Genomic DNA, 25079 nt, shown 5'->3' on the forward strand with positions numbered 1-25079 from the left:
GCCGCTACATGCCCAAAATCGCTTCCATATTTTTCCTGCTGGTATTTTTCCTGCCTGTTTGCAGCCTTTACCTTACGTTAAAGGTAAAGCAGCAGCACGTGCGGCAGGAGATGCGGGAGCATATAGAAGCAGGCATTGAGGAGGACCAGTTGGTTTTACTCAAAATCCCGCGTGCCCTGGAAGAGAACCCCGGCACCCAATTTAAGCGCATGCACGCGCGCGAGTTCAGGTATAAGGGAAACATGTACGATGTCGTTCGCCAGGAAACCCGCGGCGACACTACTTGGTATTGGTGCGTATGGGATGAAGAGGAAACAGAGATTGTGGCACAGCTCGACCGGTTGGCAACCGAGACAGCAGATAAAGCTAAAACCCCGAAAGCCGGCCATGAGCTTTTTAAGCATTTACTCAAAACCCCGTTCGTAGGCACAGCCTTCACCCGTATCTATGTTGCAACACTGCCTGTAGAAAAGCCGCGTTCTTTGCGGCACAGCCATACTTTAACCATAGCGCAAACCCCGCTTACCCCGCCCCCGGAAGTTTTTTAAGTTATAACGAATAGTATTAAAGATACAGGTGCATGCTTAGGTACGCTGGTGGAATAGCTATGCCCTGAAACGTATAACTTAAGATACTTAATCCATATGAAAATATTTTTATACATAGGCATGTTACTCGTGCTTGCCACTGCCACGCAAGCACAAACAGTAACCGTAAAAGCCCAGGTTACCCACTTACCTGTTGAGGCGGCGCTGATATACAGCAACCCGGATAATGCCATACTTACCAACAGCCAGGGCAAGGCAGATATAAGCTCCTTAAAGGGTGCCACTCAGGTTACCGTGCGCAGCATTGGCTACAAAAGCATTTCGCTAAGTTTTGCCGAGCTTCAGAATAACGAATTTCAGGTGCTGCTACTAGAAGATAATGTGTCGTTGGATGCGGTGGTAATTTCTGCGGCGCGCTGGAAGCAGGAGAAACGAGAGGTGCCCGGTAAGGTAACTACTATCAGCCCGACAGAGGTGTTGCTGCAAAACCCGCAAACTGCCGCCGATATGCTCGGAGCCAGCGGGGAAGTATACATCCAGAAAAGCCAGCTAGGTGGCGGCAGCCCGATGATCCGGGGTTTTGCCACCAACCGTGTGCTTTTGGCCGTTGATGGTGTGCGCATGAACTCGGCTATTTTTAGAAGCGGCAACCTGCAAAACGTAATTTCTCTGGACCCATTTGCGCTGAGCAGAACCGAGGTGCTTTTTGGACCAGGCTCTGTAAGCTACGGAAGCGATGCCATTGGCGGCGTCATGAGTTTCTATACCTTGTCGCCGCAATTGGCAAGCAACGAGACAATACAGGTAAATGGCAGCGCTGCGAGCCGCTGGTCGTCTGCGAATAATGAGAAGACCGGCCATATTGATTTCTCTATTGGCTTAAAGAAATGGGCTTTCCTGACCAGCGCCACATACAGCGACTACGACGACCTGACCATGGGTACCCACGGCCCCGAGGAATACCTACGTCCCGAATATGCCAAAACTATCAATGGCACCGATGAGGTACTAGTTAATCCTAATCCACGCGAGCAGGTATCATCGGGTTACAACCAAATAAACCTGATGCAGAAGGTGCGCTTTAACCCAAACGAGGCTTGGGATATCAACTATGGCTTTCATTACTCCACCACCTCTGATTACGCCAGATATGACCGCCTGATTCGTTACCGCAAGGGTGCGCTCCGCTCTGCGGAATGGTACTACGGCCCACAGGAATGGATGATGAACCATCTTAAAATCGACAATCAAGCACAAGGCAAATTATTCGATAAGCTAAGTATAAACCTAGCGCACCAGTTTTTCAAAGAAAGTCGCCACGACCGGGATTTTGGCCAGCCAACCAAGTATAACCGCATCGAAAAGGTAAACGCCTGGTCTGCCAACCTGGATTTTGAAAAGCAGCTTGCCGAGAAACACTTGCTTTTATATGGCGCCGAGGCCGTTTACAATAAGGTAAACTCTAGCGGTACCGATGAGAATGTGCGTAGCGGCGAAGAAGTGGCTGGCCCCGCACGCTACCCTGATGGCTCTAATTGGAGCTCTTACGCAGCTTTTGCCACTTATCAGTTTAAGCCCAGCGAAAGATTAAGCCTGCAAACCGGCGCCAGGTATAACCACTTTATACTTAATGCCGCGTTTGACAACACCTTCTACCCTTTTCCTTTTTCCGAAGCTGCGGTTAATGTCGGGGCACTTACAGGTAGCGCAGGTTTGGTGTATCACCCGTCGCCAACCTGGCAGATCAGCAGCAACTTGTCTACTGGTTTCCGCTCGCCGAATATCGATGATATCGGGAAGGTTTTCGACTCAGCACCGGGCATAGTGGTTGTGCCAAACCCAGACCTGGAGTCGGAATATGCCTACAACGTTGATTTTGGCATTGCCAAAACGTTTGGAAGTTTCTTAAAAGTAGATGCCTCTACGTTTTACACGCACCTGAAAAACGCCCTGGTGCGCCGCGATTTCTTGTTGAACGGCCAGGACAGCATTATGTACGATGGGGAGAAAAGCCAGGTGCAAGCGCTCCAAAACGCGGCAAACGCGAAAGTATGGGGCATTCAGGCTGGAGTTGAGTTAACAACTAATTGCGGTATTGGCTTATCTTCCAGGTTTAACTACCAGGAAGGGGAAGAAGAACTAGAGAACGGCGAAACAGCACCTTTACGCCACGCTGCCCCCTGGTTCGGAGCCACGCACCTAACCTATAGTATAAACAGGTTTAAGGCAGATGTTTATGCGGTATACAACGGCGAAATAAGCAATGCAAACCTAGCCCCCGAGGAGCAGGATAAGGACTATATGTATGCTATTGATGAGAACGGAAAACCTTATTCTCCAGCCTGGACAACCCTGAACATCAAGGCGCTCTATAAAATATCAGATTACTTAATGGCAAGCGCCGGCGTGGAGAACATCACCAACCAGCGTTACAGGCCCTATTCGTCTGGCATTGTAGCGCCGGGCAGAAACTTTATACTTTCCATGAGAGCTACTTTCTAAATTGAAAGCCCCGCATTTAAGAAAAATGCGGGGCTTTTAAAGTATAGATTCAGCTATTGCCATACTTCCACATACCCGCTCAGGCTAGCCCCGTTAAAGGTATCCCAAGTTCCCAGACTGGATTTACGGGAATAGGCCTTTCCTCCCAATTTAGCACCCAGTGAAACAGCCAACCTATCCGCACCTTCGGCGGGTAAGTATTCTATACCCAGAAAGAAATCCTCATCCAGCATAAGCGCATAAGGCTGCAAATCTATACTTACCCATCCCGCTTTGGCAGACAGCCGATCTACAATGCTTTTCTCTACAAGGCGCTCGCCGGGCAACCCATCGCTAACGCGATACAGGTTAATGCGGAACAATGCCGAATCTAATTTGGTGCTTGCTAAATAAAAGTGTGCTGACACTAACTCAGAAGGCTTGGCTTTTACACGGATCAGGTTGGCGAACTCATAAATATCGCGGTTTTCGATGTTCTCAGGGCTGCCCCACACAAGTGGTAAACGCCCAGTCACGCCAAGTTTTTTTCGTTTCAGTTTATGGCTGCGTACAAGCACCTCCTTTAGGCTCACGGCTTTTTCCTGGAGCTTTACCTGCATCGGTTTTGCAGGCGAAATTTGTTTTATAGCCATATGATGGGCTTGGTAGCCTATGGCAGAGAAAGAAAGTGTATCCAGGGCATTTTCTGGCGGAACCACAAGTATAAACCGCCCCTGCGCGTTAGTGGTGGTGCCCACGTTTTTGCCACGTATGCCAATGTTTACATAAGGCAGCGCTTTCTGCCCCTGTGCCGTTAGCACCTGCCCTTCCAGCTTTATTGCTTGGCCACACACACCAATACTCAGGAAAAACAATAGTAACAGGGCGCTATACTTCATGGATAAGTTTGTTTTATAAGGGGTCAATTTAAAGGAAGAAAAGACAAGTGAGGACCTTTTGGAGCAAGCCGTGGCCAGGCACACAAATATGCCAAGCGCAAAGTATAAAGCTATTAGGCCCGCACTACTCCGCAGGCTCAACCAGTAAGGTTACGGCATTAGCGGTTATTTGCTCCTGCGTGTTGGGGTATGGCGTCACGTTCTGCAGTGTGATGCTGTAGGCCTTACCGCCGATGGTAGCGCGGATGGTATGCTCCTCCCTTACTGGGTCTGGGCGGCAATCGCCAATGCAGAGCGTTAGCTGCTTTTTAGATTCTGAGGCGTTAGAGGCTTCCAGCGTAAGGGTTGCATTGCCCTGCCAGATGCAGGATACGTCTTCCGGGCAACGAGAATCCACAAGCTTGCTAATGCCCAGATTTAGGGATTCCTTGTCGTTGGTAAGAGTAATTTCCTGGCCTTGCTCCAGCGTAAATACCTGTCCAAATTTCCCACTATTACTCTGAGGCATAGGTTCGGTTGTCTGTGTATCGCGGCACTGAGACATCAAAAGCACCAGCATAAAAGTTATCAGGTAGTTGGCCATAGTTCGTGTGGTTAAGCACTTCTATACGTTAGATTCACAAACGATGGCAAAGGGTTGCATCCCGCTAGAAAATAGTTCTGATGAAGTATGAGGAGAAGAAGTATGAGTTAGTAGGCGTTTTCATTGCCTCTTACTGCTTGCCAAACAGTAAGGAAAATAATCTTCACATCCAGGAACAAGCTCCAGTTTTCGAGGTACCACAAATCAGCTTCCACCCTTTTCGACATGGCCGTTGTCTCCTTGGTTTCGCCGCGATAGCCGTGCACCTGCGCCCAACCTGTTATACCTGGCGTAAGAAAGTGCCTGACCATAAAATTATTGATCAGCAGCGAGTAATCCTGTGTATGCTTTAACATGTGCGGCCTCGGCCCAACAACCGACATATCACCCATCAGTACGTTAATGAACTGTGGCAGCTCGTCAAGGCTGTTTTTTCTTAGAAAAGCCCCAACCTTGGTAATCCGGGCATCTCCTTTGCAGGCCTGCTTGCTGTCAGAGTCAGCGTTTACCGTCATACTTCTGAATTTCAGGCAGTAAAATGGCTTATTATTTCTGCCAGAGCGCAACTGTTTAAAAAACACCGGCCCCTTAGAATCTATTTTAATGATAAGGCCTATCAACGGGATCACCCAGCTCAGCAGAAAAATAACTACTAACGAAGAAAACAAGATATCGAAGACGCGCTTTAGCAGTTCGTTTGCCTTATTATCAAGCGGTTCCTGCCGAGGTATAAGTATCGGGATGTGCCCATAAAGCTCAAGTATGGTGCTCTTATTGAAAATGCCTTCTACCTCGGGCACTAATCGGAAACGGATAATATTTTTATCGGCTTCCTGCATAAGTACTTTAATTTTATCGAGCTCCCGGTTAGGTAAGGCGCAGTAAATCTCCCGGATACCGTTTGTAATCGCAAAATCAAGACAACTAGACAAAGGGCCTTTGAACACATTGTCTTTCAACGAATTGGCCTCTACGGGCAGGGAGTCGTCGAAAACTCCTTCCACTTTGTAACCTAACTGGGGGTTTTCAGCGATGTAGTCGTGTAAGCCAAGCCCTTGAGGACCCGCACCCACAATAATTATTTTTTCATAATCAATCCATAATCTTCTCTTAGACCGCCTCAATAGCAGAAAAAACGCTTTTGATATTAAGATTAGCAACGCAAAAAGCAAGAAGAAATAGTAGATCTGACCTCCTAAAATACTGAACATCGGGAACAGCATTTTTAAGGCAGAAAGTATGATTAAGTATAAAATGAGGCAGGATATGGTTGCCTCTATCGTCGGTATGGCATCTCGCTTTAGGGTATTATCATAGAGCTTGACTATCTGTGAGCTGTAAAACCAGAAAAGGTTTAGCAAAAGTATGTTAAGCCTGAAAAACTCTGAGCCGCTTTGTAGGGTTGTATGCAGATCTTTTGTAAAGTATACTGCAATTAATGCTACGTTTAGTACAGTATAATCCACAGCAACATTCACCCACTTTATATAAGTAGCATATTTACATGTCATATATATTTTGAATTATAAAAATGTTACATATAACAAAGCCTATTAATATATAAGTAATCTACAAATAAAGATTACAATAGTAATACGTTATTCCCGAAATATGTTGTTTGGGTTGTATTAAAAAAAAATATATTAGGTGGAGGTAATTAAATGATTAGTACAAGCGGCAAAAAAAGGAGTTCTGCTAGTAAGGCACTACCTTACGATAACATAAGCTAAACTTTTACTGTATTATGAGTCTCTATGTTGAAAGTACATCTGAGCAGGCCGTTAGTAGCCTTTCCGTACAAGTGTTTTGGCTAAGCAACAGATAGGATACTGTTGAGATAATGAAAAGAAGTTTTGATGCAAGAAAAAACCTCCTGCCTCAACAATGCATTCATACATTGCCAAAGCAGGAGGTTTATACTTATTACTTTAAAAGTCAGCTGTACCTTACAGCGCAGCCAGGCTTTGCTCTATGGCATGAATTTTTGCTTCGGCGTCGGCTCTTTTCTTGCGCTCATTGGCAATAACAGCCTCTGGGGCTCCGCTTACAAAACGCTCGTTGCTGAGCTTTTTGTCTACCGACGCCAGAAATCCTTTGGTATACTCTAACTCCTTTGTCAGGCGCTCGCGTTCTGCTTCCACATCGATGTTACCTTCCATCGGGATAAAGAACTCATCACCGGCTGCGATAAAGCTAACGGCGCCATCAACGCTTTCAGTAGTAAACTGCACCTCACTAAGATTAGCCAGCTTGCTGATAATGCCCAGGAACGGCGCATACTCATTTTGGCCCATCACCTTAATATAAAGCTCAAGTTGCTTGGAGTTAGGAATATTTTTGGAGTTACGGATATTGCGTATTGCGCCTACTACCTGCAACACATTTTCCATCTGCCCGATCAACTCCTTGTCGAACTTAGACTTCTTTGGCCAGGCAGCCACAATCAGGTATTCCTTATCCTTGCGCTCAGCCAGTTCGTGCCATATTTCCTCTGTTATGAAAGGCATAAACGGATGCAGCACCTTCAGTATTTTCTCCAGGAAAGCAGAGGTAGCCGCAATAGTCTGCGGGTCTATCGGCTGCTGATACGCCGGTTTGATCATCTCCAGATAATTGGAGCAGAAGTCGTCCCAAACGAGTTTGTACACAGCCAACAACGCATCCGAAATACGGAACTTGCTAAAGTGATCCTCGATCTGCACAAAGGCCTCGTTAAAGCGCGACTCGAACCAGTTTACAGCCGTTTCGTTCGGGAACGGCAGGCTTTCGTCTATTTCCCATCCCTTAACCAAACGGAAAGCGTTCCAGATCTTGTTGCTGAAGTTTCGGCCTTGCTCTACCAATTTCTCATCGAAGAGCAAGTCGTTGCCGGCAGGCGAGCTGAACAGCATACCGGCACGCACACCATCCGCGCCATACTGGTCTATCAGGTCGAGCGGGTCTGGGGAGTTGCCCAGCGATTTAGACATTTTACGGCCCTGCGCATCGCGCACAATACCTGTCAGGTACACGTTCTTGAATGGCATCTCGTTACGGAACTCGTAGCCGGCCATGATCATACGCGCTACCCAGAAGAACAGGATTTCGGGGGCAGTTACCAGGTCGTTGGTTGGGTAATAGTATAGGATGTCCTTGTTATCAGGGTCTTTAAAGCCATCGAACACAGAGATCGGCCACAGCCATGAAGAGAACCAGGTATCCAGCACATCTTCGTCTTGGCGCAGGTCTTCGGCCTGCAGGTTCTCGTTTCCGCTTTCTCTGCGAGCCAGCACAAGCGCCTCCTCTGCAGTGGTAGCCACCACATGAGAGCCATCCGGCAGGTAGAACGCCGGAATACGCTGGCCCCACCACAGCTGGCGCGAAATACACCAGTCGCGGATGTTCTCCATCCAGGAGCGGTACATGTTCTTGAACTTAGGCGGGTGCAGGCGAATCTCATCGTTCATGACAGACTCCAGGGCCGGGCCGGCCATTTTATCCATCTTGCAGAACCACTGCATCGAAAGGCGCGGCTCAATTACGGCTCCGGTGCGCTCAGAGGTTTGCAGCACGCTGGCATACTCCTCTATCTTCACCAGCAAATCGGCTTCCTGCAGGTCTTTTACAATGTTGCGGCGCGCGGCAAACCTATCCTGGCCTACATACAGCTGCGCCAGCTCGTTAAGCGTGCCGTCGTTGTTAAGTATGTCGATGGTTGGCAGTTTGTGCTTCTGCCCCAGTTCGTAGTCGTTCAGGTCGTGGGCTGGTGTTACTTTCAGGGCACCCGTTCCGAAATCAATGGAAACGTATTCATCAAGTATAATCGGAATCTCTTTGCCCAGTAACGGAATGCGCACGCTTTTGCCATGCAGGTGGATATAGCGTTCGTCGTTCGGGTTTACGGCCACAGCCACGTCGGCCATAATAGTTTCGGGGCGGGATGTTGCCACCGTGATATACGTAGGCTCCGATGCGCCCGCTGCCACCACCTCATACTGCAGGTGGTACATTTTGGCCATCGTATCCTTCGGGATAACCTCTTCATCGGAAAGGGCCGTGCCGCCCAGGGGGTCCCAGTTTACCATGCGCACGCCGCGGTAGATCTGGCCTTTGCGGTACAGATCCACAAACACCTCGATCACGGCGGCGCTCATGTCCTCTTCCATGGTAAAGCGGGTACGGTCCCAGTCGCAGGAGGCGCCCAGTTTCTTTAGCTGCTCCAGAATGATGCCGCCATACTTCTCTTTCCACTCCCATGCATACTTCAGGAACTCCTCACGGGTAATATCATTCTTGTTGATGCCTCTTTCTTTCAGCATGGCCACTACCTTCGCCTCCGTCGCGATGGACGCGTGGTCGGTGCCTGGTACCCAGCAAGCCTCTTTGCCCTGCATACGCGCACGCCTGATCAGCACATCCTGTATGGTGTTGTTCAGCATGTGGCCCATGTGCAGCACGCCGGTTACGTTTGGCGGCGGAATCACGATGGTGTATGGCTCTTTGTTTGGGTTAGGCTTGGAGTGAAAGAAGCCGCGCTGCATCCAGCTGTCGTACCACTTCTTCTCTACTTCTTTGGGGTTATACTTCGTTGAAATCGACATCTTATACTTTATTTTCCTGCTAAATAAGCTAAAAGGCAAAATTAGTGAAAATTGTTGATTGTTAATCGCTGATTGTTATCTGGATGGCTTTCCTGCTAAAGGCAGCTGCTTAATGCTTTAATGGAGGCCAAAACAAAAGCGCCCGCCCTGTTTCGGGGCGGGCGCTTTGGCGTACGTATGCTATTATTAGCTAGCCTGGTGCAACCAGTCTTTTTTAGCAAGCAGTTCTTCTTCTGTTTCGCGGTAATCAGGGTCGTCCACGCAGCAATCCACGGGACAAACGGCAGCGCACTGAGGCTCTTCGTGGAAGCCCATGCACTCCGTGCATTTATCTGAAACGATGTAGTAAAACTCATCTGAAATCGGTTGCTGGGCCGCATCGCCCGGGATGACCTCGCCACCTTCTATCTCAACCTCAGTCAACTCGGTGCCGCCACCCCAAGTCCACTCCATACCGCCTTCGTAGATGGCAGTATTTGGGCACTCCGGCTCGCAGGCTCCGCAGTTTATACATTCATCGGTTATCATTATAGCCATAGTCGTATCTCCTGTATATTTTTTATACTTTTGTAATCTGGTTTCTATTAATGAACAAAATTAGGAACAAACAGTATCCCTATCAAATAAATTTGTATAAACTCACCAATTTGCCATGACACTCGAAAACAGGATTGAAGCCTTTGTTGAGCTGGGGAAGCGCCTGCGCAACCTTACACCGGAAGAAAGACAGGCCTGGGCTTTTGCAGCGGCTTCGCGCAATACCTGGTTTACTGAAGAGAACGTCGCTTGTGCGCTAAACGGAGTTATTACCATGCTAGAGGAGCAATACCTCCGCGAATGGCTTTACCCATATCACCTCAAACAGGTTGCACCGAAAAAGGTTGGCGTGGTCATGGCAGGCAATATCCCGATGGTGGGTTTCCATGATTTCCTATCTGTTCTGATAAGCGGACACTGCTTAATGGCCAAACTCAGCTCTGATGACGAAGTTCTTATTAAGCGTATCGCCGATATGCTGATCGGCATTGAGCCAGCCTTTGCCACGCGCATAGAGTTTGTGAACCTGCTGAAAAAAGCTGATGCCATTATCGCTACCGGCTCTGATAACACCGCTCGGTACTTTGAGTACTATTTTGCCAAGCGCCCGCACATTATCCGCAAGAACCGCAGCAGCATAGGCGTGCTTACGGGCCACGAGGAGGCTGATGACCTGAGAGCGCTAGGTGAGGATATCTTCCGTTACTACGGCCTGGGCTGCCGCAACGTCTCTAAAGTGTTTGTGCCTGAGGGTTATACTTTTGATAAGTTTTTTGAGGCTAACGAGCACCGCGCCAACATCCTGGACCTGCACAAGTATCAGAACAACTACGATTACAACAAATCCATACTTCTGGTAAACCGCGTGCCGCATTTCGATAATGGCTTTATGCTAGTGCAGCCCAGCGAAAAGCTGGTTTCCCCTATCTCGGTTCTGTTTTACGAGACCTTCAGCTCGCTGGCAGATTTGCGCCAAAAACTTAACGCTGTTAAGGATAAGACCCAGTGCATTGTTTCTGCCCACAGCTGGATGGATGAAAGTATAGCTTTTGGCGAAGCGCAGTGCCCTATGGTATGGGACTATGCCGACGGCGTAGACACTATTGCCTTTTTACAGAAAATTTAGTCCAATAAAATTCATCGTTAAAACATTGCATTGGTTTAGACGGTTTTCTATATTGATAAACAGTTCATATAGAATTTAACGTTTACCGATTATGCAAACCTATTTAAACACCATCCCGATTGTGGAGAAAGAGCAAATTCCTGCCCTCCACTTTGGAAAAGAAGATGTGCTAACCGATCCAGAGGCGCGCAAGAGACGCATGTGGGACCTAAACCGCGCCACTTCGCTCGGTAACGTGTACCAGGGCAAAGTGGAAATTACGTTTCAGACAGCTGACGGCGAGCAAAGGCGCGTTGATACCACCGTTTGGGCCGTAGACGAAAAGTATATGACCCTTAAAGCAGGATGCTCCATCCCTGTTACTTCTATCATCGGAATAGAGTTCTTCTAAAGAAGAGCCCTTTTCCTTCTTGGTAGGGATGCCTACTTTAATCACATCGAATTGGCTAAAGAACGAAGTTTCAACACTGTTTGGTATGGTATCTGCATTATATAGCCTGAACCAACTATATAAATCATGCAACAACAGACCACAAGTACCGCACGAATTCAGAAAGAACGCATCCCGACATTACGTTTCAGCAAGCAGGATGTATTAAAAGACGCATCAGCTAGAAGCCGCCGTTATTACGACGCTAACCGCGCCACCATTCTTAGCAACGTTTATAAGAACAAGTCTATTATTACCTTTATTACCGCTTCCGGCGAGAAAAAATGCGTTGAAGCTGCCTTATGGGGTTTAGATAAGGATTTTGTTCTTTTGAAGTCTGGGATGTTCCTGCCGTTGCGCTCCATTGTAGAAATTAACTATTGCTAGGCCATGCAAACACTGTCCGTACATGTATTCATAAAGCTTAAAACATAAACAGCTTGCCAAAGTATAAAACTGGCAAGCTGTTTATGTTTTAGGGCCTTTGTTATTTTTAAATGCGGTCCAGTACTTTTCTGATCAGGCTGTCAATCACTTCTTCGGCATTTTCGGCAAACTTCTGCGTGATGCGGTTAGCCACAATTGCGTTCAGCGACAGCATTTCGTGCCCCAGAATCCGACCCATGCTATAGTAACCGGCTGTTTCCATCTCAAAGTTCGTTAACCGAAAATCATTGTGCCGGAATCCGTTATAAGTTTGGAGCAACTGCTGGTTACGCAAGCCGCCACGCAGCACACGACCTTGCGGCGCATAAAATCCCGGGCAGGTAAGTGTATTTCCCGGCACCATGTCGAAGGCGAGTTGCTTTAGTAGTTTCTCGGATCCATTTACAAAGTATGGCCTGAAACCAATGCCAAGTTGCTCCTGCAGCGCCGCTGTTATACTTTGCTCCTGCTCGCTTTGCTCCAGCGGGTAAAACTCCATCAGGGAGTCTAAACCTATGCTAGTATGGGAGGCCAGGTGGCTGCCCAAGGGTATATCCTGCTGCAACGAGCCTGATGTTCCGATCCGAATAATGTTAAGCCTGATCTTTTCCTCGTTTACCTCGCGGCTCTGGAAGTCGATGTTTACCAGCGCATCCAGCTCGTTCATCAGGATATCGATGTTATCGGTGCCCATCCCGGTCGAGATCACGGTGAGGCGTTTGCCTTTATAGTAACCTGTGTGAGTAACAAACTCGCGCTTGGCAATCTGTATCTCCATCTCATCGAAGTACTGGCTTACTTTGGCTACGCGCTCCGGGTCGCCTACGGTTATAATAGTATCGGAAATATGCTCGGGCAGCAGGTTAAGGTGGTAAACCGTGCCATTGGAGTTAATTATCAGTTCTGATTCTGGAATCGCAGCCATATAGTTATATAAGTTTGAATAGCAACTTGGGCAATATTTCTTGAATTTAAAAGACGCAAAAGCTCAATACATTGCCAATGCATGCATAGAAAGTACTTAAGCGTAAGAAATCAAGATAAATAGGCATGAAGCATGCCTAAAAAGAGAAAAGCGTGGCTATAAGGCACACGCTTTTCTGAGCTTTAGAGAATACTTATACTTGTACGTCAGTTTTCTTCTTACGGTTGAATCCCTTGAGTGGATTGTAGCCATTAAGCTCCTTCTGGTAGTAGCCTGTACCATCGTAAGGGCGCTTTTCAGGGTGTTCTTTGCACTCCGCAGAGCAGGCGCCTTCCAGTTCCCAGCCACAGGCCTCACAAATAGGCACATGCAGGTTGCAAACCGGATTCGCACAGTTCACCATGCGGTCGCTTTTGGTCTTGCATACGTGGCACTCCGAAACGATTGTCGGGTTTACGCTATTCACATCCACAGCCACGCGGTTGTCAAACACATAGCATTTGCCCTCGAAGTCCTCGCCTCCGGCCTCCATGCCATACTTTATAATACCGCCGTGCAATTGGTATACATTCTCGAAACCTTCTTCCAGCAAAAAGGCACTCGCCTTCTCGCACTTAATGCCGCCGGTGCAGTAGGTCAGAATCTTCTTGTCCTTATACTTTTCCTTCAGCTCGTTCACCTTCTCCGGAAACTCACGGAAGTTCTCAATATCTAGGGTAACGGCATTCTTGAAGCGACCTACGCTGTGCTCATAATCTGAGCGCACATCCAGTACCACCACATCGTCGCGGTCTTTCATGGCCTTAAACTCCTTAGGTTCCAGGTGCTTGCCTGTGCGCTTGTTTGGGTCGATGTGCAGCAATCCTGAATGCACGATTTCAGCCTTCGTACGCACATGCAGTTTGGTGAAAGCGTGGGCATCCGAGGCATCTACCTTAAAGTCGGTTTTAGCGAAGCGCGGATCGGCATGCATAATGGCCATATACTTTTCGCAGTCTTCTTTCAGACCGGAAACGGTGCCATTAAGGCCTTCCTTGGATACAATGATGCGGCCCAGCAGGTTAAGCTCCAGGCAGAGTAAGTGGTGTTGCTCACGATACGCCTCCGGGTCTTCGATCGGCGCATAGCAATAGTACAGTAGTATGCTGTAGGGTTTATTCATAACTGCTAAGTTTCGGCTTAGTGTTAAAATTGATTGTTAAATTGTTGATTGCTAATTGTTGTTTCTCAAGCAGAGCATCATGCTCATACTCCAGCAATCGATGATCAACAACTAACAATATAATACAAAGCTAATAGGTGCCTCCCTGCCGCACAATGACCTTTGTTAGTTGTGGAACAGCAAGGGCAATTATAAAAGTTTACTTTATCGGTGCCGCCGGATTTCCGAATACGGTTGCTTTGGCCGGTACATCTGCCACTACCACAGAGCCTGCGCCAATGCGTGCGTTCTTACCAATCTTTACGCCAGACACGATCACTGCACCAGAACCGATAAAGGCTCCTTCTTCCACAATAACCTCCGAGTTAATAATGGCACCCGCACCGATCTCCACGAAGTTGGCAATTTCGGCTTTTGTATCAACCAATGCTCTGGATTGGATAATGCAGTTATCGCCAACCTTTGCATTGTTATTGATAACAGCACCCGCTCCTACCATGTTTCCGTGGCCTAACCAGGCAAACTCTGATACCGCGCTAAAGCGATGGATGGCATTTACCGGCACAACCTTGTGCTCATCCTTCAGCATTTTTATTAGGCCTTTGCGGGCAGCGGTATCTTCTACGGCAACAAACACGTCACACTTTTTGCCTACCAGTTTCAGAAATTCATTGTCTTCGGTGTTGCTCATCACCGCTACGTTGTTTATTTCTTCCTGCTGCAGCTGCTGGCTGTCATCTAAAAAGCAATACACAATAACGCTGTTGCTGTTAAAGATATCCAGGGCTGTGGTACCTAGCTTTTGGGCACCTAATATGATTACCGGATTTTGCATAAGTCAATCTTAAATAAGGCGCAAAGGTACGAAGAAGTGTGGGAGTTTGAAAGTATGGGCTAGGGTAGGCGCAAACACCGCAACAGGCGCTGCGCATATACGTTCTGCAGCAGCAGGAAAACCAGAAACGGAAGGTATACAATACGGTAGCGGCTCAGGGTGCCGAAGTTAGGTGTTGAAAGCCCCGTTACGCCTGCCATCACAAGTATAAAAACCAGGAACACCACGTACAGCAACTCTATCTTTATACTTGCCTTTTTCCTAAATGCCGACGCTATACTTAAAATCGTCAAGAACAGTAACAGCAGGTTTTCCAGGGCGCTTGCTACGTATAATGGCTTCCAAGACTCTCCAATAAACGGGCGGTAAATGGAGCTTAAAGTCGCTTTGGGATAATTAACGATGAGGCTTTGCAACGTGGGCTGCAGGTTTGTAAATGAAATATGAGGGTCATCAAGTGATCGGGGCAAAATGCCCTCATAACTGTAGATCACATTATAGAGCAAGAAGTCGATATCAAAATATTTTATTCTAAGTACAATTAACAGCATTACTACTACTACAAGTATAATCAATAAGCTTATTTGCCGCTCTATCTGCCGAAGCCACTTAATATTTACCTGCAAGCGCTTAATCAAAACATATACCAGCAAAAGCGGTAAGAGCACGGCAGCATAAAACATCTTGATTTTTAAGAACAAGTAAACTTGCAGGGGCAGAAGGAATAGCTGCCATGGCCCTACAGTCTGCTTATGCGCCAGCGCAATTGCCATAGCCACCAGCCAGCACATGCTGCCATACATAACCGGGTCTTTCAGTAGGCCAACGCTCCAGAAAAGCACTGTCGGGAAGAAGACAAAGGCGATGGCAGCGACCGGTTTACAGCCTGCGAACTGCCTTGCCAGCATGGCAACCAAGTACGCACTGCCCCAGAAGCTAAAGAGCGCCAGGTACAGGTTATTCAGGAAGTAATCTCCGGCACTTATAAAGTTTAGGGCACTGATAAGCTTAATGAAGTAAAAGGAGTTAGAGTACGTATGATAGGCCGTAAAAGGCAAATCCTGCCGAAGCTGCTCGCTCTCCAACTCATTAAACCACAGAAGCCTGAGGTACGCCAAAGGCTCCGCCTGCGCATACTCCCACAAAGTAATGCCCGCTTTATGGAACGTGGTCCTGTCGCCGATGAATTCGCCCCGAAAGTATAGTATCGTCAGAAAAACGACCAGCAAAAGTTTAAGCCCAAGCGCCGGCAAAACGTATGGCCGGATGGAACGCACCCAGTTCTGGCGGAACATCCAGTAAACTAAGCCCGAAAGTATGAGTGCGTTAAACAGGTAAACTAGTAGTAAACTCACAGGGAAGCCGAATTCTTTTTCATGATTTTGTTACCGACAGCGCAGCGCATGCAGTTAACGGGCAGGCAGTAGCGTTTATACAACCCCAACGCAGCTTGGTTGTCGGCTGCGGATTTGGCCTGCCAGCCAAGCTCCTCGTACAAGCGGGTGTATTTATTGCTTGCCTCCCGAACCTGCTCCAGCAAGTTAACAGCTTTTTCAAGATAAGTGCGCTCGCTGCTTTGTATGGCGTAGGCCGAAAGTATGGGCACGGCAACATTTACCACAAGGTTATGGGCGCTGCTTTTTCCCATACTCTTACTGCTGGTTTTGTTGGGCCGGCCAAACATATAATGCCGCTGCCAGTAATCTGAAACAGGTGCCTGAAACAACTGCTCATACTTTTTAACAGCATCAGTCTCCAATATTTTAGAGAACAGAGAATTTGTTTGGTGCAGCATGGCCGCCAGTTGGGCCAAGCGCACCGTCGGGAAGTTGGCAGGGCGCATGCGCAGGAAGTTCCATTGGTGGCGCTGCAACGGCTGCAGGCTATATTTATGGCTCAGGAAAGCATACTCACGGTGCAGTTGTTCGGCGTACTCATCTTCGGGGTCGGATAAAAAGCCGGCCTGGCCCAGTAGCAGCGCCTCCAGTTGCAACAGGTTGCGCTGGTGTTTACGCACCACCTGAAAAGGCAATGCCTTTGCCAATAACTCAAAAGCCTGCTGGTTTATCTTAAAGCCAAATGCCCGGAGTAAAGCATGGTACGTCGCTTGTTCCCAGTCGTGGGTGGCAGCCTGGTATACTTGCAGCACATCGTGGCCTTTCTCTTCGAGGCGCTCTATCAGGGCGCGCTCCAGCATCAGGGCCTTGGTAACCTCCGGAACGCCTGGCCAAAAAGGGGCACAGGGTATTTCGTTTTTAGACTCGCGCAGCTGCTCATAGGTATGAATCATGCCAAGGTCTACACGCCCCTGCAACTCCACCACCGGAACTGCCGAGCCATCGGTTCGCAGCACTGGCTGGTCGGCTTGCCATACTACGTGCAGCACCACCTGGTCATACTTTGGATCATGCTGGTGGTAGTGGCGGTGCCAGTCCGAGGCTTTCAGGTGCACCTCCACGCTACCCGACCACTCCACCTCTCCCAGCCGAAGTATGGCTTCCTTAAAATCCGGGCCGGCATCGGTGTTGTAAAAGCCCACACGCAGCACCTGCAGCGGCTCGCCATTGGTGGTGACCAGCGCTGTTTTATCAAAATACTGATGCTGCCAGATATAGTGCAGGAAGTCTTCTTTCATGAGCCAGATTTATACTTCAAGATGCGGAAAGTATACTTTAAAATCAACCTGAACAGCAACGCCTGCTCCAGTGCGGGAACAGGCGTTTATACTTGTGCTACAGAAACCGGTTTGGCATTTAGCTTTTGCCGTGATACTTTAGCTGCATGCCGTGCAGGAAGTTGCGCAGGATCTGGTCTTTGCAGGCGCGGTACTGGCTTTGGCTTGGGTTCCGGAAAAAAGCGCTCAGTTCGGCTTTGCCTAACCGGAAACGCACCAGCTCCAATATATCCAGCATGTCCTCGTCTTTCAGGTTCAGGGCGATTTTGAGCTTACGCAGAATGATGTTGTTGTTCAGCTTTTTCTCCGGCTCGGGCTGCGGACCTTCTTTTTTGCCGCGCTTTTCGTTAATAAATCCGTTCAGGAAAGCCGCCAGTTGCTCATCACCCAACTCTTTGCATTCTGGGTCGTCCTCTTTCTTCAGCCAGTCGCTAACCTCGGCACGCGTTACCTGCATGCTGCCAGAACCGCATAGTGCAATCATCTGGTCATCGTTAAAATCAAAAGTGTACCGGATGCGGCGTAGTATATCGTTATTGTTCATCAGTTATTAAACTTTATGTGTGCAGCAGGCTATTGGCTGGCGCACATAGTATTTGTATTTCCTTTTACTTATTCCAAAGTATGGCTCCTAATATTTTCCGGGAGAACTATGCCTTTCTCACAAATTCGGATTTAAGCGCCATGGAGCCAAAGCCATCTATTTTGCAGTCTATGTTATGGTCTCCGTCTGTTAAGCGGATGTTTTTTACTTTTGTACCTGCTTTCACCGGTTTTGGCGCACCTTTTACCGGCAAATCTTTAATTACAACAACAGCATCTCCATCCTGAAGTTCGTTTCCGTTAGCGTCCAGTACCTTTACTCCTGCCTCCTGCTCAACTTCATTAACATTCCACTCATTTCCGCACTCCGGGCAGGCATAGGTTTCGTCGCCCATCGCATAGCCATACGGCGAATTGCATTTGGGGCACTGTTTCATTTCTTCTGGCATAGCACTATTCTATTTATACTATTTTATTTCAAACTGATTACTAATATTTTACCTTGCAAGCTTTATCAAAAAGAGAGATCAAACTTTTCTGACAGCAATTGATCGAGTTGCTCTAGATCAGACCTTAGATCTTGATGGCCCTGCAATAAGGATGATTCACGAGTTGTTCTATTAAACAGGTTCTTCAACTCGACCATTTTAAAGTAAAACGATTTAGATTGCAACTCTATATCTAGTTTTGCCAGCTTTTCCTCTATATCAATCCTTTTTTGCTTCACTACCTTCACTATTTCGACAGCCGCGTTGAAAGCTATCTCCTTCTGCTCGACAGCTATTAAAAGTCCGCATTGAAAGCTCGCACATCTCTTGGGCCTTTGCTCGTAGATGGTACAGCCATCGCAAAACCTTTTGCAGGGTTGCATGAAGAAGCCCTTCTCGTTTGCCTCTTCCAGTTCTAACAACTCTCTTAACCTCGGCACTTCTTCAGAGTCAACCTCAACAAAACCAATCATGGTACCGTCGCAGCAGCATCCACAAGCCAAACAAATATTCGTCGAATCGTTCACGTTTTCTAATTGTAGATACTTTGTTCATGCGCTCTCTTAGCGCATTTTTAAATTGGTGGTAACGGTATAGGCCTAAACTGTGGCATAGCTAAAGATTAGGTGTTGTTGATAATCTAACCTTTTCAGGGCAAAATAAAGCTGACAGTGTTAGAAGAATTATTCCCATAAGTCGGGAAAAGATGGTTAGTATATCCATCTTCTGGCTTGTTGTATGATATAAACATCGAATTTCCTGGATATAATTTTAAATAAACTCTGTCTCCTGACACAAAACCGTTATCGCGAAAAAGCTGAAGAGGTATTAGAGAAGAAAAAGAAGCAGCGTTGCCTGTTTCTCCTCCAAAACTGCCGATATTTCTTATTATTTTAAAATCAGAGGAAGATACTGTTGAGCTTTTGCTAAAGAAGAACCAATGAGATGCTAAATACCATTCTGTAGAATTGAACTCTGTAATAATTGGTATAGCAACTTGACCATTCTTAAAACTCGGATCTAATAAGGTAGACGATGCAGGAGGTAATTCTACCAACTTAATGAATTTAAGTGAGTCTGTGGAGGACGTATAGTTATAGCTTAGGGAGTCAAAACCACGGTAATTATCTTTTTTGAAGTTGATAATTAGCTTACCGAAAGCTATATTATTGAAAGAGAACTCTCCTTTGTCGTTAGTTGTAGATGAAACCTTATTATCCCCCATTAAAACTTCCACTATTACTCCTTCCTTACTAGGAAGTTCCTTTTGGAATTTGTCAAAAAGAGTTACAGCACCTACGAGATTGCCTGTTGTTACTTCCGGTACGGGTTCATCCGATGAACAGCCAACTGATAATATAAATACTAAAACAATAATGATCCTAGAAAGCAGCTTTTGCATTTCCTCTACTAATTAAATTATTAAAATTTCTATCAACGGCTTTGCTATAAGGTGGCGTAGCTAACTTATAGGTTTTGTTGTGCGATGGACCTTCTTATTTTCTATTTGCTGATATTGCTACACTTACTATTCCGCCAATAAAGAGACCTATACCTGCTAGGAACAGAATCGTGTTTACTGGATGTCCCATAGTTGTTGTGAAGCCAATTCCAGCCAGCAACCACCCTACAATGATAAGAAGTACCAAAAGAATTATCCGAATTGATTTAGTCATTTCTAAATTTTAATTATTTGGTCTTTCCTTACTGTGAAGGTGAAATTATTTCCGAGCTGTACAGTACTACCCTTGTTATCTATAACTTCTATTTCAAATTCATCTTCGCTGAATTTTTCAACAACAGTACCACACATACCTTTTTTGAGGTTAGCATTTAAGTCTTCAGCTAATTCGATTATGTCGTACTGTTCTATTTTCATACTTAGGATACCGCACAACGGTCTGGGCTATAGGGTGGCAACGCTAACCTATAGTTTTTGTTGAGCTCAGTAATTCTTCAGGTTTTATAGGTGTCATAGAGACTTTCTTTTCAAAACTTCTATCCATTCCAAACTATCTGGATAGGCCACGTCAAACTCTTCGAAATCTTTAGCCAATAGTAACAGCCTGTTTTTACTTGGCTCAAGTTTATTAAAGACGACTATAAAGTGTTTGTCCTTGAACCTTTTAATATATGAACTGCTGATAAATACTTTTCTTGTTCCTGAGTAACTCTTGTTGTTGTAGAAGAATCTATAAGTCATGGTTATGCCACCTCGATAACCTGCCTTCAATTCTGCTATTGTTGCTACTGCTTGTGCTTGCTCTTTTTTAATTCCCTTATCTATTTTTATACTTCGAAAGTATAGGAACAGCAAGAATATAACTGCACCAGCTACAATTAGAGTCCTTGATTTTTTGCTAAGCTTTTGCATTAGTGCTATGGTTCACCTCTACCTTCAGGCAACGAAGGTCTATAAATTCTTATTAAGCTCAACTACTGTATATAAGGATGTCTATTCCATATATACACCCAAATACGGTGGCTAAACGGAATCGGACTAACGAATATACTATATATGAATTTTATAATGCTTCTGACAAGCAAAACCTACCCCAACACCAATTCTTCCAGCAGCGCTTCCATCTCGCGCTGAACCATGAAGGCAGCTTCGCGGGCGCGTTCGGCAAAGTCGTAGCCAGAGGAGGCGTAAATAATGGCGCGGGCAGAGTTTACCAGCAGGCCGCACTGGCGGTTCATGCCATTGCGCGAAATCTCTTCCAGGCTGCCGCCTTGGGCACCCACACCCGGCACCAGCAGGAAGCTGTCCGGTGCTATCCGGCGCACGCGCTGCACATAATCGGCCTGGGTGGCACCCACTACATACATCATGTTATCGGCTGTGCCCCACTCCTTGCTTGTTCGCAGCACTTGCTCAAACAGGTACTCCTCATTGCCATCCTCCAGGCGCAACATCTGAAAATCCTGGCTGCCGGCATTGGAGGTAAGGGCCAAAAGTATAACCCACTTGCCATCCTGCTTCAGGAACGGCTTCACTGAGTCGGCGCCCATGTATGGGGCAACAGTGATCGAGTCGAAATCCATGTTTTCGAAGAAGGCGCGCGCATACAGCTCCGAGGTGTTCCCGATATCGCCGCGCTTGGCATCCGCAATCGTAAAGATCTCCTTCGGGATAATATCCAGTGTACGCTGCAGACTTACCCAACCTTGCGGCCCCTGCGCCTCATAAAAAGCGATGTTCGGCTTATAAGCCACACACAAATCGGCGGTTGCCTCAATTATCTGGCGGTTAAACTCGAAAACCGGATCTTCAAACTCCAGCAGGTGCTGCGGCAATTTCTGGGGGTCCGTATCGAGGCCGATGCATAAGTATGATTTTTTCTTCAGGATCTGCTCAAAAAGCTGCTCTCTTGTCATGGCTTGCGGGCTGTTTGGTTTCTACAAAAGTATGAATTTGGCGCACAGCCGGAAACTTTAGCAGTCTATTTTACGGGATGCATACTTTAACATGGGCCTATAACAGAAAAGGCTGCCCCACACGGAGCAGCCTTTTCTATATCATAAAGGTTGTGTTATCTTAAATCAACCACGGTAACGCCTTTATACTTGGCCTTGTTAAAGGTAAAGGCATCCGTAGCAAGCGTTGGGTTTGCCTGAAAGTTATTGATGGTGTAGCTGTACTGGTTTCCGTTGTTTCGGAACATCTTCCAGCTTTTCAAGGTCTTGTCTTTCTGGCTGATGTACAGGCGTACTTTGTAGATCGGGTTTTTACGGTCCTCCGGAGAAAGCTCGATTACGTCGTGCTTCACGCCGCCCAGGGTTTCTGTGCCCGCATACGCATACTTGTAGCCTTTCTTATACATGTCGAAGATTTTGCTCGGTGCCATGGCCTCTGCCTCTTCGTCGGCTTCGGTAATAGTTACCTCGTTGGCATCCTTCAGAAAAGTGTACATGTTCTTGCCATCGCTGATGATCTCCTGGCCGCTTACGCCCAATCTATACTTGTCGCCGCTCACGGTAATGTTGCCGTTCATGGTTTCCTTTACTTTAGCGGAAGGGTTTTCCAGGGTTTGCGCAAAATCAGCTTTAAAGGCTTTCATGCTTCTATACTTCTGGCTCATGGCGTTCAGTATTTTTGAGGCCTGAGGATCCTGCTGCGCATTCGCCACAGATACAAACATCAGCATAACCAGCAGTAGAGATAGTAAATTTTTCATGTCGTAAGTAAGTCGTTTAAACATTCTACCCGAGGGTATTCAATAACTGTTCCAAACTGTATTCGTCCGGAATTAAAACTTCGCGCGCCTTGCTTCCTTCAAACGGCCCAACAATGCCCGCCGACTCCAACTGGTCTATCAGGCGGCCTGCGCGGTTATAGCCCAGCTTCAGGCGGCGCTGCAGCAGCGAGGTGCTTCCCTGCTGGTGCTGCACAATAACACGGGCGGCTTCCTCGAACAGGGCATCGCGGTTACTGGCGTCAAAGTCGGCTCTATCGTTTCCGCCTTCATCGCCCACAAACTCCGGCAACAGGTAGGCATCGCTGTAACCTTGCTGTTCGCCAATGTGCTCGCAGATCCTGTCTACCTCCGGGGTATCCACAAAGGCACACTGAATACGGATCATGTCTGAGCCAATGGAGAAGAGCATATCACCCTGGCCAATTAACTGGTCGGCGCCACCGGCATCCAGAATGGTGCGCGAGTCGATTTTAGATGTTACTTTAAAGGAGATACGCGCCGGGAAGTTTGCTTTGATAATACCCGTGATTACGTTTACCGATGGGCGCTGCGTGGCTACTACCAGGTGTATACCAATGGCCCGGGCCAGCTGTGCCAAACGCGCAATCGGGGTTTCCACCTCTTTACCGGCGGTCATCATCAGGTCGGCGAGCTCATCTATAACTAGCACAATGTATGGCATAAAGCGGTGGCCCTTCTGCGGGTTCAGCTTGCGCTCCACAAATTTGCGGTTATACTCTTTTAGGTTACGGCAGCCGGCATCTTTTAGCAGGTCGTAGCGCATATCCATTTCCATACAGAGCGAGTTCAGCGTGTTCACTACCTTTTTGGTATCAGTAATGATGGCTTCCTCGCTATCCGGCAGCTTGGCCAGGAAGTGGCGCTCAATCTTGTTGAACAGCGATAGTTCCACCTTCTTCGGGTCTACGAGCACAAACTTGAGCTGCGAGGGGTGGCGCTTGTACAGCAAAGAGGTAAGTATGGTATTTAAGCCAACGGATTTACCCTGCCCCGTGGCACCCGCCATGAGCAAGTGCGGCATTTTGGCAAGGTCCGTCACAAATACCTCATTGGTGATGGTTTTACCAAAAGCGATCGGCAGATCCATATCGCTCTTCATAAACTTCTCCGTGGAAAGTATGGATTTGATAGATACCATCTCCTTTTTGGTGTTCGGCACCTCAATACCGATCGTACCCTTACCCGGAATCGGGGCAATAATACGGATACCCAGGGCGGCAAGGCTCAGGGCAATGTCATCTTCCAGGTTTTTGATCTTGGAGATACGCACCCCGGCGTCCGGCACGATCTCGTAGAGCGTTACGGTTGGGCCGATGGTGGCTTTAATGCTGGCTATGCTTATGTTGTAATGACCAAGCGTTTCAACAATCTTATCCTTGTTGGCCTCTAGCTCTTCCTTGCTTACCTGAATTTTATTAACGCCATAGTCCGTCAGCAGGTCGATGTGCGGGTATTGGTAGCGAGCCAAGTCCAGGGTCGGGTCATAGTTTTCCATGTTCCCGATGGCAGTTTCCTCCTCCGGCACTTCCTCAATTTGCAGCGCCATTTCCGGCTCCTCGTCTTCGTCATCTGCCATGGCATCATCCAGAAGCGTATCTTCCGGCAGGTCGATATCCAGTTCCAGGGCAGGTATGGCAGGTTTTTCGGGCGCGGCAGGCGGTTCAGGATTTCGCTCCTGCTGCTGCAGGGCACTTAACTCCATTTCCAGGGCGCGGTTTATTTCTTCATCGTCGTTATCATCAAACGGCACCTCCTCTTCGTCGTCTTCATCATACTCCAGCGAGGCCGTTGGGTCTGCGTTGTGGTTTACGCTGTTGGCCTTTGAGCCCAGCACATCGCCCAGGCTTTCGGCATAGTTTCTTTCAGGGGCGGCATCGGCATCCGGGCCTATTACGGCAGGCTTGGCAGTGCCCCAGTTTATACTTGTCACGTTAAAGAAGCTCACCACAAATATCAGCAGCAGGAAGCCCAGCAGCAGCCAAGAACCCCAACCAATCAGGCTGTTTAGCCAAATGGCTGTTTCCACGCCAATGGCTCCGCCCAGAAAGCCAAGCCGGCCAATGGTATCAGAAGAGAAAACGATGTAGCCCATGGTCAGACTCAGCCAAAGCATACTAAAGCTGCAAAGCCCCAGCACATAGCTTAGCGACACGTTGACGCGCTTAAACACGATTTTACTGCCTGTAAAGAACAGCACAGGTATAAGGAAAAAGGCTCCGATACCTACCAGGTCGCTAATGAAAAAGTGCGATAGCCAGGCTCCAAACAACCCCAGCCAGTTCTCTGCTTCCTGCCCCGACTCTTTCAGGCCGGTGCCGCTTACAGTTTCCACCACGCTCTGGTCCGCGTTGCCTGTAAACAGGTAGGAAACAAAGGCGATCGTCAGGAAAAAGGAAAACAGCAGGAACGTGAAGCCCACCGTGAGTTTAAAACGGCGGTCCTGCAAAAAACCGATTTGTAGATTTATTTTAGGTGTGGGAATCCGGAAGGACCATTTTTTCTTAGCTTTCTTCGGCTTCTCCCCTTTTGGCATATTTGCCTTGCGCGGCTCATTCTTACCACGCACCTCATTCTTCCGCCCTGCTTGCAGCGTGTCGTCTCTGTAAGTGTTCTTGGCCATAC

General features: G+C 47.6%; 24 protein-coding genes. 5 read left to right on the forward strand and 19 right to left on the reverse strand.

All coding sequences use genetic code 11. From position 1 onward, the window contains the following. Positions 1–8: 8 nt before the first annotated feature. On the forward strand, positions 9–548 hold the full coding sequence (locus tag D1627_RS17785; protein ID WP_119433632.1) for a hypothetical protein: 540 nt from the start codon (positions 9–11) through the stop codon (positions 546–548). Between the two features lie 96 nt (positions 549–644). Then, the gene (locus D1627_RS17790; protein ID WP_119433633.1) at positions 645–3050 is read left to right on the forward strand and encodes a TonB-dependent receptor plug domain-containing protein; all 2406 of its coding nucleotides are present in this window, start codon (positions 645–647) and stop codon (positions 3048–3050) included. A gap of 53 nt (positions 3051–3103) precedes the next feature. Here D1627_RS17790 and D1627_RS17795 read toward each other — a convergent pair whose 3' ends face one another. From D1627_RS17795 to D1627_RS17815, 5 genes are all read right to left on the reverse strand, one after another. Continuing rightward, on the reverse strand, positions 3104–3928 hold the full coding sequence (locus tag D1627_RS17795) for a carboxypeptidase-like regulatory domain-containing protein (protein WP_119433634.1): 825 nt from the start codon (positions 3926–3928) through the stop codon (positions 3104–3106). Between the two features lie 124 nt (positions 3929–4052). Further along, positions 4053–4511 carry a hypothetical protein gene (locus D1627_RS17800; RefSeq protein WP_119433635.1) on the reverse strand — a complete coding sequence of 153 codons (459 nt, stop codon included), beginning with the start codon at positions 4509–4511 and terminating at the stop codon, positions 4053–4055. A 107-nt stretch (positions 4512–4618) separates the two neighbouring features. Beyond that, the gene (locus tag D1627_RS17805) at positions 4619–5977 is read right to left on the reverse strand and encodes an undecaprenyl-phosphate glucose phosphotransferase (RefSeq protein WP_233555699.1); all 1359 of its coding nucleotides are present in this window, start codon (positions 5975–5977) and stop codon (positions 4619–4621) included. Between the two features lie 480 nt (positions 5978–6457). Continuing rightward, on the reverse strand, positions 6458–9091 hold the full coding sequence (locus tag D1627_RS17810) for a valine--tRNA ligase (RefSeq protein ID WP_119433637.1): 2634 nt from the start codon (positions 9089–9091) through the stop codon (positions 6458–6460). A gap of 186 nt (positions 9092–9277) precedes the next feature. Then, the gene (locus D1627_RS17815) at positions 9278–9628 is read right to left on the reverse strand and encodes a 4Fe-4S binding protein (protein ID WP_119433638.1); all 351 of its coding nucleotides are present in this window, start codon (positions 9626–9628) and stop codon (positions 9278–9280) included. 115 nt (positions 9629–9743) lie between these two features. Between D1627_RS17815 and D1627_RS17820 the strand changes: the two genes are divergently transcribed. The 3 genes from D1627_RS17820 (at position 9744) to D1627_RS17830 (ending at position 11571) form a co-directional block, all read left to right on the forward strand. Further along, positions 9744–10754, forward strand: a complete 1011-nt coding sequence (locus tag D1627_RS17820) for an acyl-CoA reductase (RefSeq protein ID WP_119433639.1) — start codon at positions 9744–9746, stop codon at positions 10752–10754. Between the two features lie 91 nt (positions 10755–10845). Beyond that, positions 10846–11145: a hypothetical protein gene (locus tag D1627_RS17825; protein ID WP_119433640.1), complete on the forward strand. Its 300-nt coding sequence runs from the start codon at positions 10846–10848 to the stop codon at positions 11143–11145. Positions 11146–11271: 126 nt separating this feature from the next. Then, positions 11272–11571, forward strand: a complete 300-nt coding sequence (locus D1627_RS17830; protein ID WP_119433641.1) for a hypothetical protein — start codon at positions 11272–11274, stop codon at positions 11569–11571. Between the two features lie 106 nt (positions 11572–11677). Here the strand turns inward: D1627_RS17830 and D1627_RS17835 are convergent, their stop codons facing one another. From D1627_RS17835 to D1627_RS17905, 14 genes are all read right to left on the reverse strand, one after another. After that, positions 11678–12535 carry a nucleoside phosphorylase gene (locus D1627_RS17835; protein ID WP_119433642.1) on the reverse strand — a complete coding sequence of 286 codons (858 nt, stop codon included), beginning with the start codon at positions 12533–12535 and terminating at the stop codon, positions 11678–11680. Between the two features lie 193 nt (positions 12536–12728). Next, positions 12729–13697, reverse strand: coding sequence for an oxygen-dependent tRNA uridine(34) hydroxylase TrhO (gene trhO / locus D1627_RS17840; protein ID WP_119433643.1), 969 nt, complete (start codon positions 13695–13697; stop codon positions 12729–12731). A gap of 199 nt (positions 13698–13896) precedes the next feature. After that, the gene (locus D1627_RS17845; RefSeq protein WP_119433644.1) at positions 13897–14532 is read right to left on the reverse strand and encodes a NeuD/PglB/VioB family sugar acetyltransferase; all 636 of its coding nucleotides are present in this window, start codon (positions 14530–14532) and stop codon (positions 13897–13899) included. Between the two features lie 59 nt (positions 14533–14591). Further along, on the reverse strand, positions 14592–15887 hold the full coding sequence (locus tag D1627_RS17850; RefSeq protein ID WP_147383366.1) for a hypothetical protein: 1296 nt from the start codon (positions 15885–15887) through the stop codon (positions 14592–14594). Then, on the reverse strand, positions 15884–17167 hold the full coding sequence (locus D1627_RS17855; RefSeq protein WP_119433646.1) for a DUF2851 family protein: 1284 nt from the start codon (positions 17165–17167) through the stop codon (positions 15884–15886). Before D1627_RS17855 ends, D1627_RS17850 begins: the two co-directional genes overlap by 4 nt. Before the next feature lie 118 nt (positions 17168–17285). Further along, positions 17286–17750 (reverse strand): YehS family protein, encoded by a 465-nt coding sequence (locus D1627_RS17860; protein WP_119433647.1) that lies wholly within the window; start codon positions 17748–17750, stop codon positions 17286–17288. 106 nt (positions 17751–17856) lie between these two features. Continuing rightward, a complete protein-coding gene (locus tag D1627_RS17865) occupies positions 17857–18186 on the reverse strand; it encodes a zinc ribbon domain-containing protein YjdM (RefSeq protein WP_233555700.1) in 330 nt (109 codons plus the stop codon). Positions 18187–18263: 77 nt separating this feature from the next. Continuing rightward, positions 18264–18764, reverse strand: a complete 501-nt coding sequence (locus D1627_RS17870) for a YkgJ family cysteine cluster protein (protein ID WP_147383368.1) — start codon at positions 18762–18764, stop codon at positions 18264–18266. Positions 18765–18886: 122 nt separating this feature from the next. Then, positions 18887–19639 (reverse strand): hypothetical protein, encoded by a 753-nt coding sequence (locus D1627_RS17875; RefSeq protein ID WP_119433650.1) that lies wholly within the window; start codon positions 19637–19639, stop codon positions 18887–18889. A 276-nt stretch (positions 19640–19915) separates the two neighbouring features. Continuing rightward, positions 19916–20116 (reverse strand): DUF4926 domain-containing protein, encoded by a 201-nt coding sequence (locus tag D1627_RS17885; RefSeq protein ID WP_119433652.1) that lies wholly within the window; start codon positions 20114–20116, stop codon positions 19916–19918. A gap of 93 nt (positions 20117–20209) precedes the next feature. Further along, a complete protein-coding gene (locus D1627_RS17890) occupies positions 20210–20611 on the reverse strand; it encodes a hypothetical protein (RefSeq protein ID WP_119433653.1) in 402 nt (133 codons plus the stop codon). Positions 20612–20787: 176 nt separating this feature from the next. Beyond that, positions 20788–21615, reverse strand: a complete 828-nt coding sequence (gene pyrF, locus D1627_RS17895) for an orotidine-5'-phosphate decarboxylase (protein ID WP_119433654.1) — start codon at positions 21613–21615, stop codon at positions 20788–20790. Between the two features lie 155 nt (positions 21616–21770). Beyond that, positions 21771–22415 (reverse strand): LolA family protein, encoded by a 645-nt coding sequence (locus tag D1627_RS17900; protein WP_119433655.1) that lies wholly within the window; start codon positions 22413–22415, stop codon positions 21771–21773. A 25-nt stretch (positions 22416–22440) separates the two neighbouring features. Next, the gene (locus D1627_RS17905; RefSeq protein ID WP_119433656.1) at positions 22441–25077 is read right to left on the reverse strand and encodes an FtsK/SpoIIIE family DNA translocase; all 2637 of its coding nucleotides are present in this window, start codon (positions 25075–25077) and stop codon (positions 22441–22443) included. Positions 25078–25079 lie beyond the last annotated feature (2 nt).

The organism is Pontibacter oryzae (assembly GCF_003576375.1).
Taxonomy (GTDB): Bacteria; Bacteroidota; Bacteroidia; order Cytophagales; family Hymenobacteraceae; genus Pontibacter; species Pontibacter oryzae.

Bases quoted from the DNA above. Each gene is read 5' to 3' on its own strand.
- D1627_RS17785 (WP_119433632.1), top strand. From the start codon at position 9: ATGCCCAAAATCGCTTCCATATTTTTCCTGCTGGTATTTTTCCTGCCT.
- D1627_RS17790 (WP_119433633.1), top strand. From the start codon at position 645: ATGAAAATATTTTTATACATAGGCATGTTACTCGTGCTTGCCACTGCC.
- D1627_RS17795 (WP_119433634.1), bottom strand. From the start codon at position 3,928: ATGAAGTATAGCGCCCTGTTACTATTGTTTTTCCTGAGTATTGGTGTG.
- D1627_RS17800 (WP_119433635.1), bottom strand. From the start codon at position 4,511: ATGGCCAACTACCTGATAACTTTTATGCTGGTGCTTTTGATGTCTCAG.
- D1627_RS17810 (WP_119433637.1), bottom strand. From the start codon at position 9,091: ATGTCGATTTCAACGAAGTATAACCCCAAAGAAGTAGAGAAGAAGTGG.
- D1627_RS17815 (WP_119433638.1), bottom strand. From the start codon at position 9,628: ATGGCTATAATGATAACCGATGAATGTATAAACTGCGGAGCCTGCGAG.
- D1627_RS17820 (WP_119433639.1), top strand. From the start codon at position 9,744: ATGACACTCGAAAACAGGATTGAAGCCTTTGTTGAGCTGGGGAAGCGC.
- D1627_RS17825 (WP_119433640.1), top strand. From the start codon at position 10,846: ATGCAAACCTATTTAAACACCATCCCGATTGTGGAGAAAGAGCAAATT.
- D1627_RS17830 (WP_119433641.1), top strand. From the start codon at position 11,272: ATGCAACAACAGACCACAAGTACCGCACGAATTCAGAAAGAACGCATC.
- D1627_RS17835 (WP_119433642.1), bottom strand. From the start codon at position 12,535: ATGGCTGCGATTCCAGAATCAGAACTGATAATTAACTCCAATGGCACG.
- trhO (WP_119433643.1), bottom strand. From the start codon at position 13,697: ATGAATAAACCCTACAGCATACTACTGTACTATTGCTATGCGCCGATC.
- D1627_RS17845 (WP_119433644.1), bottom strand. From the start codon at position 14,532: ATGCAAAATCCGGTAATCATATTAGGTGCCCAAAAGCTAGGTACCACA.
- D1627_RS17855 (WP_119433646.1), bottom strand. From the start codon at position 17,167: ATGAAAGAAGACTTCCTGCACTATATCTGGCAGCATCAGTATTTTGAT.
- D1627_RS17860 (WP_119433647.1), bottom strand. From the start codon at position 17,750: ATGAACAATAACGATATACTACGCCGCATCCGGTACACTTTTGATTTT.
- D1627_RS17865 (WP_233555700.1), bottom strand. From the start codon at position 18,186: ATGAAACAGTGCCCCAAATGCAATTCGCCGTATGGCTATGCGATGGGC.
- D1627_RS17875 (WP_119433650.1), bottom strand. From the start codon at position 19,639: ATGCAAAAGCTGCTTTCTAGGATCATTATTGTTTTAGTATTTATATTA.
- D1627_RS17885 (WP_119433652.1), bottom strand. From the start codon at position 20,116: ATGAAAATAGAACAGTACGACATAATCGAATTAGCTGAAGACTTAAAT.
- D1627_RS17890 (WP_119433653.1), bottom strand. From the start codon at position 20,611: ATGCAAAAGCTTAGCAAAAAATCAAGGACTCTAATTGTAGCTGGTGCA.
- pyrF (WP_119433654.1), bottom strand. From the start codon at position 21,615: ATGACAAGAGAGCAGCTTTTTGAGCAGATCCTGAAGAAAAAATCATAC.
- D1627_RS17900 (WP_119433655.1), bottom strand. From the start codon at position 22,415: ATGAAAAATTTACTATCTCTACTGCTGGTTATGCTGATGTTTGTATCT.
- D1627_RS17905 (WP_119433656.1), bottom strand. From the start codon at position 25,077: ATGGCCAAGAACACTTACAGAGACGACACGCTGCAAGCAGGGCGGAAG.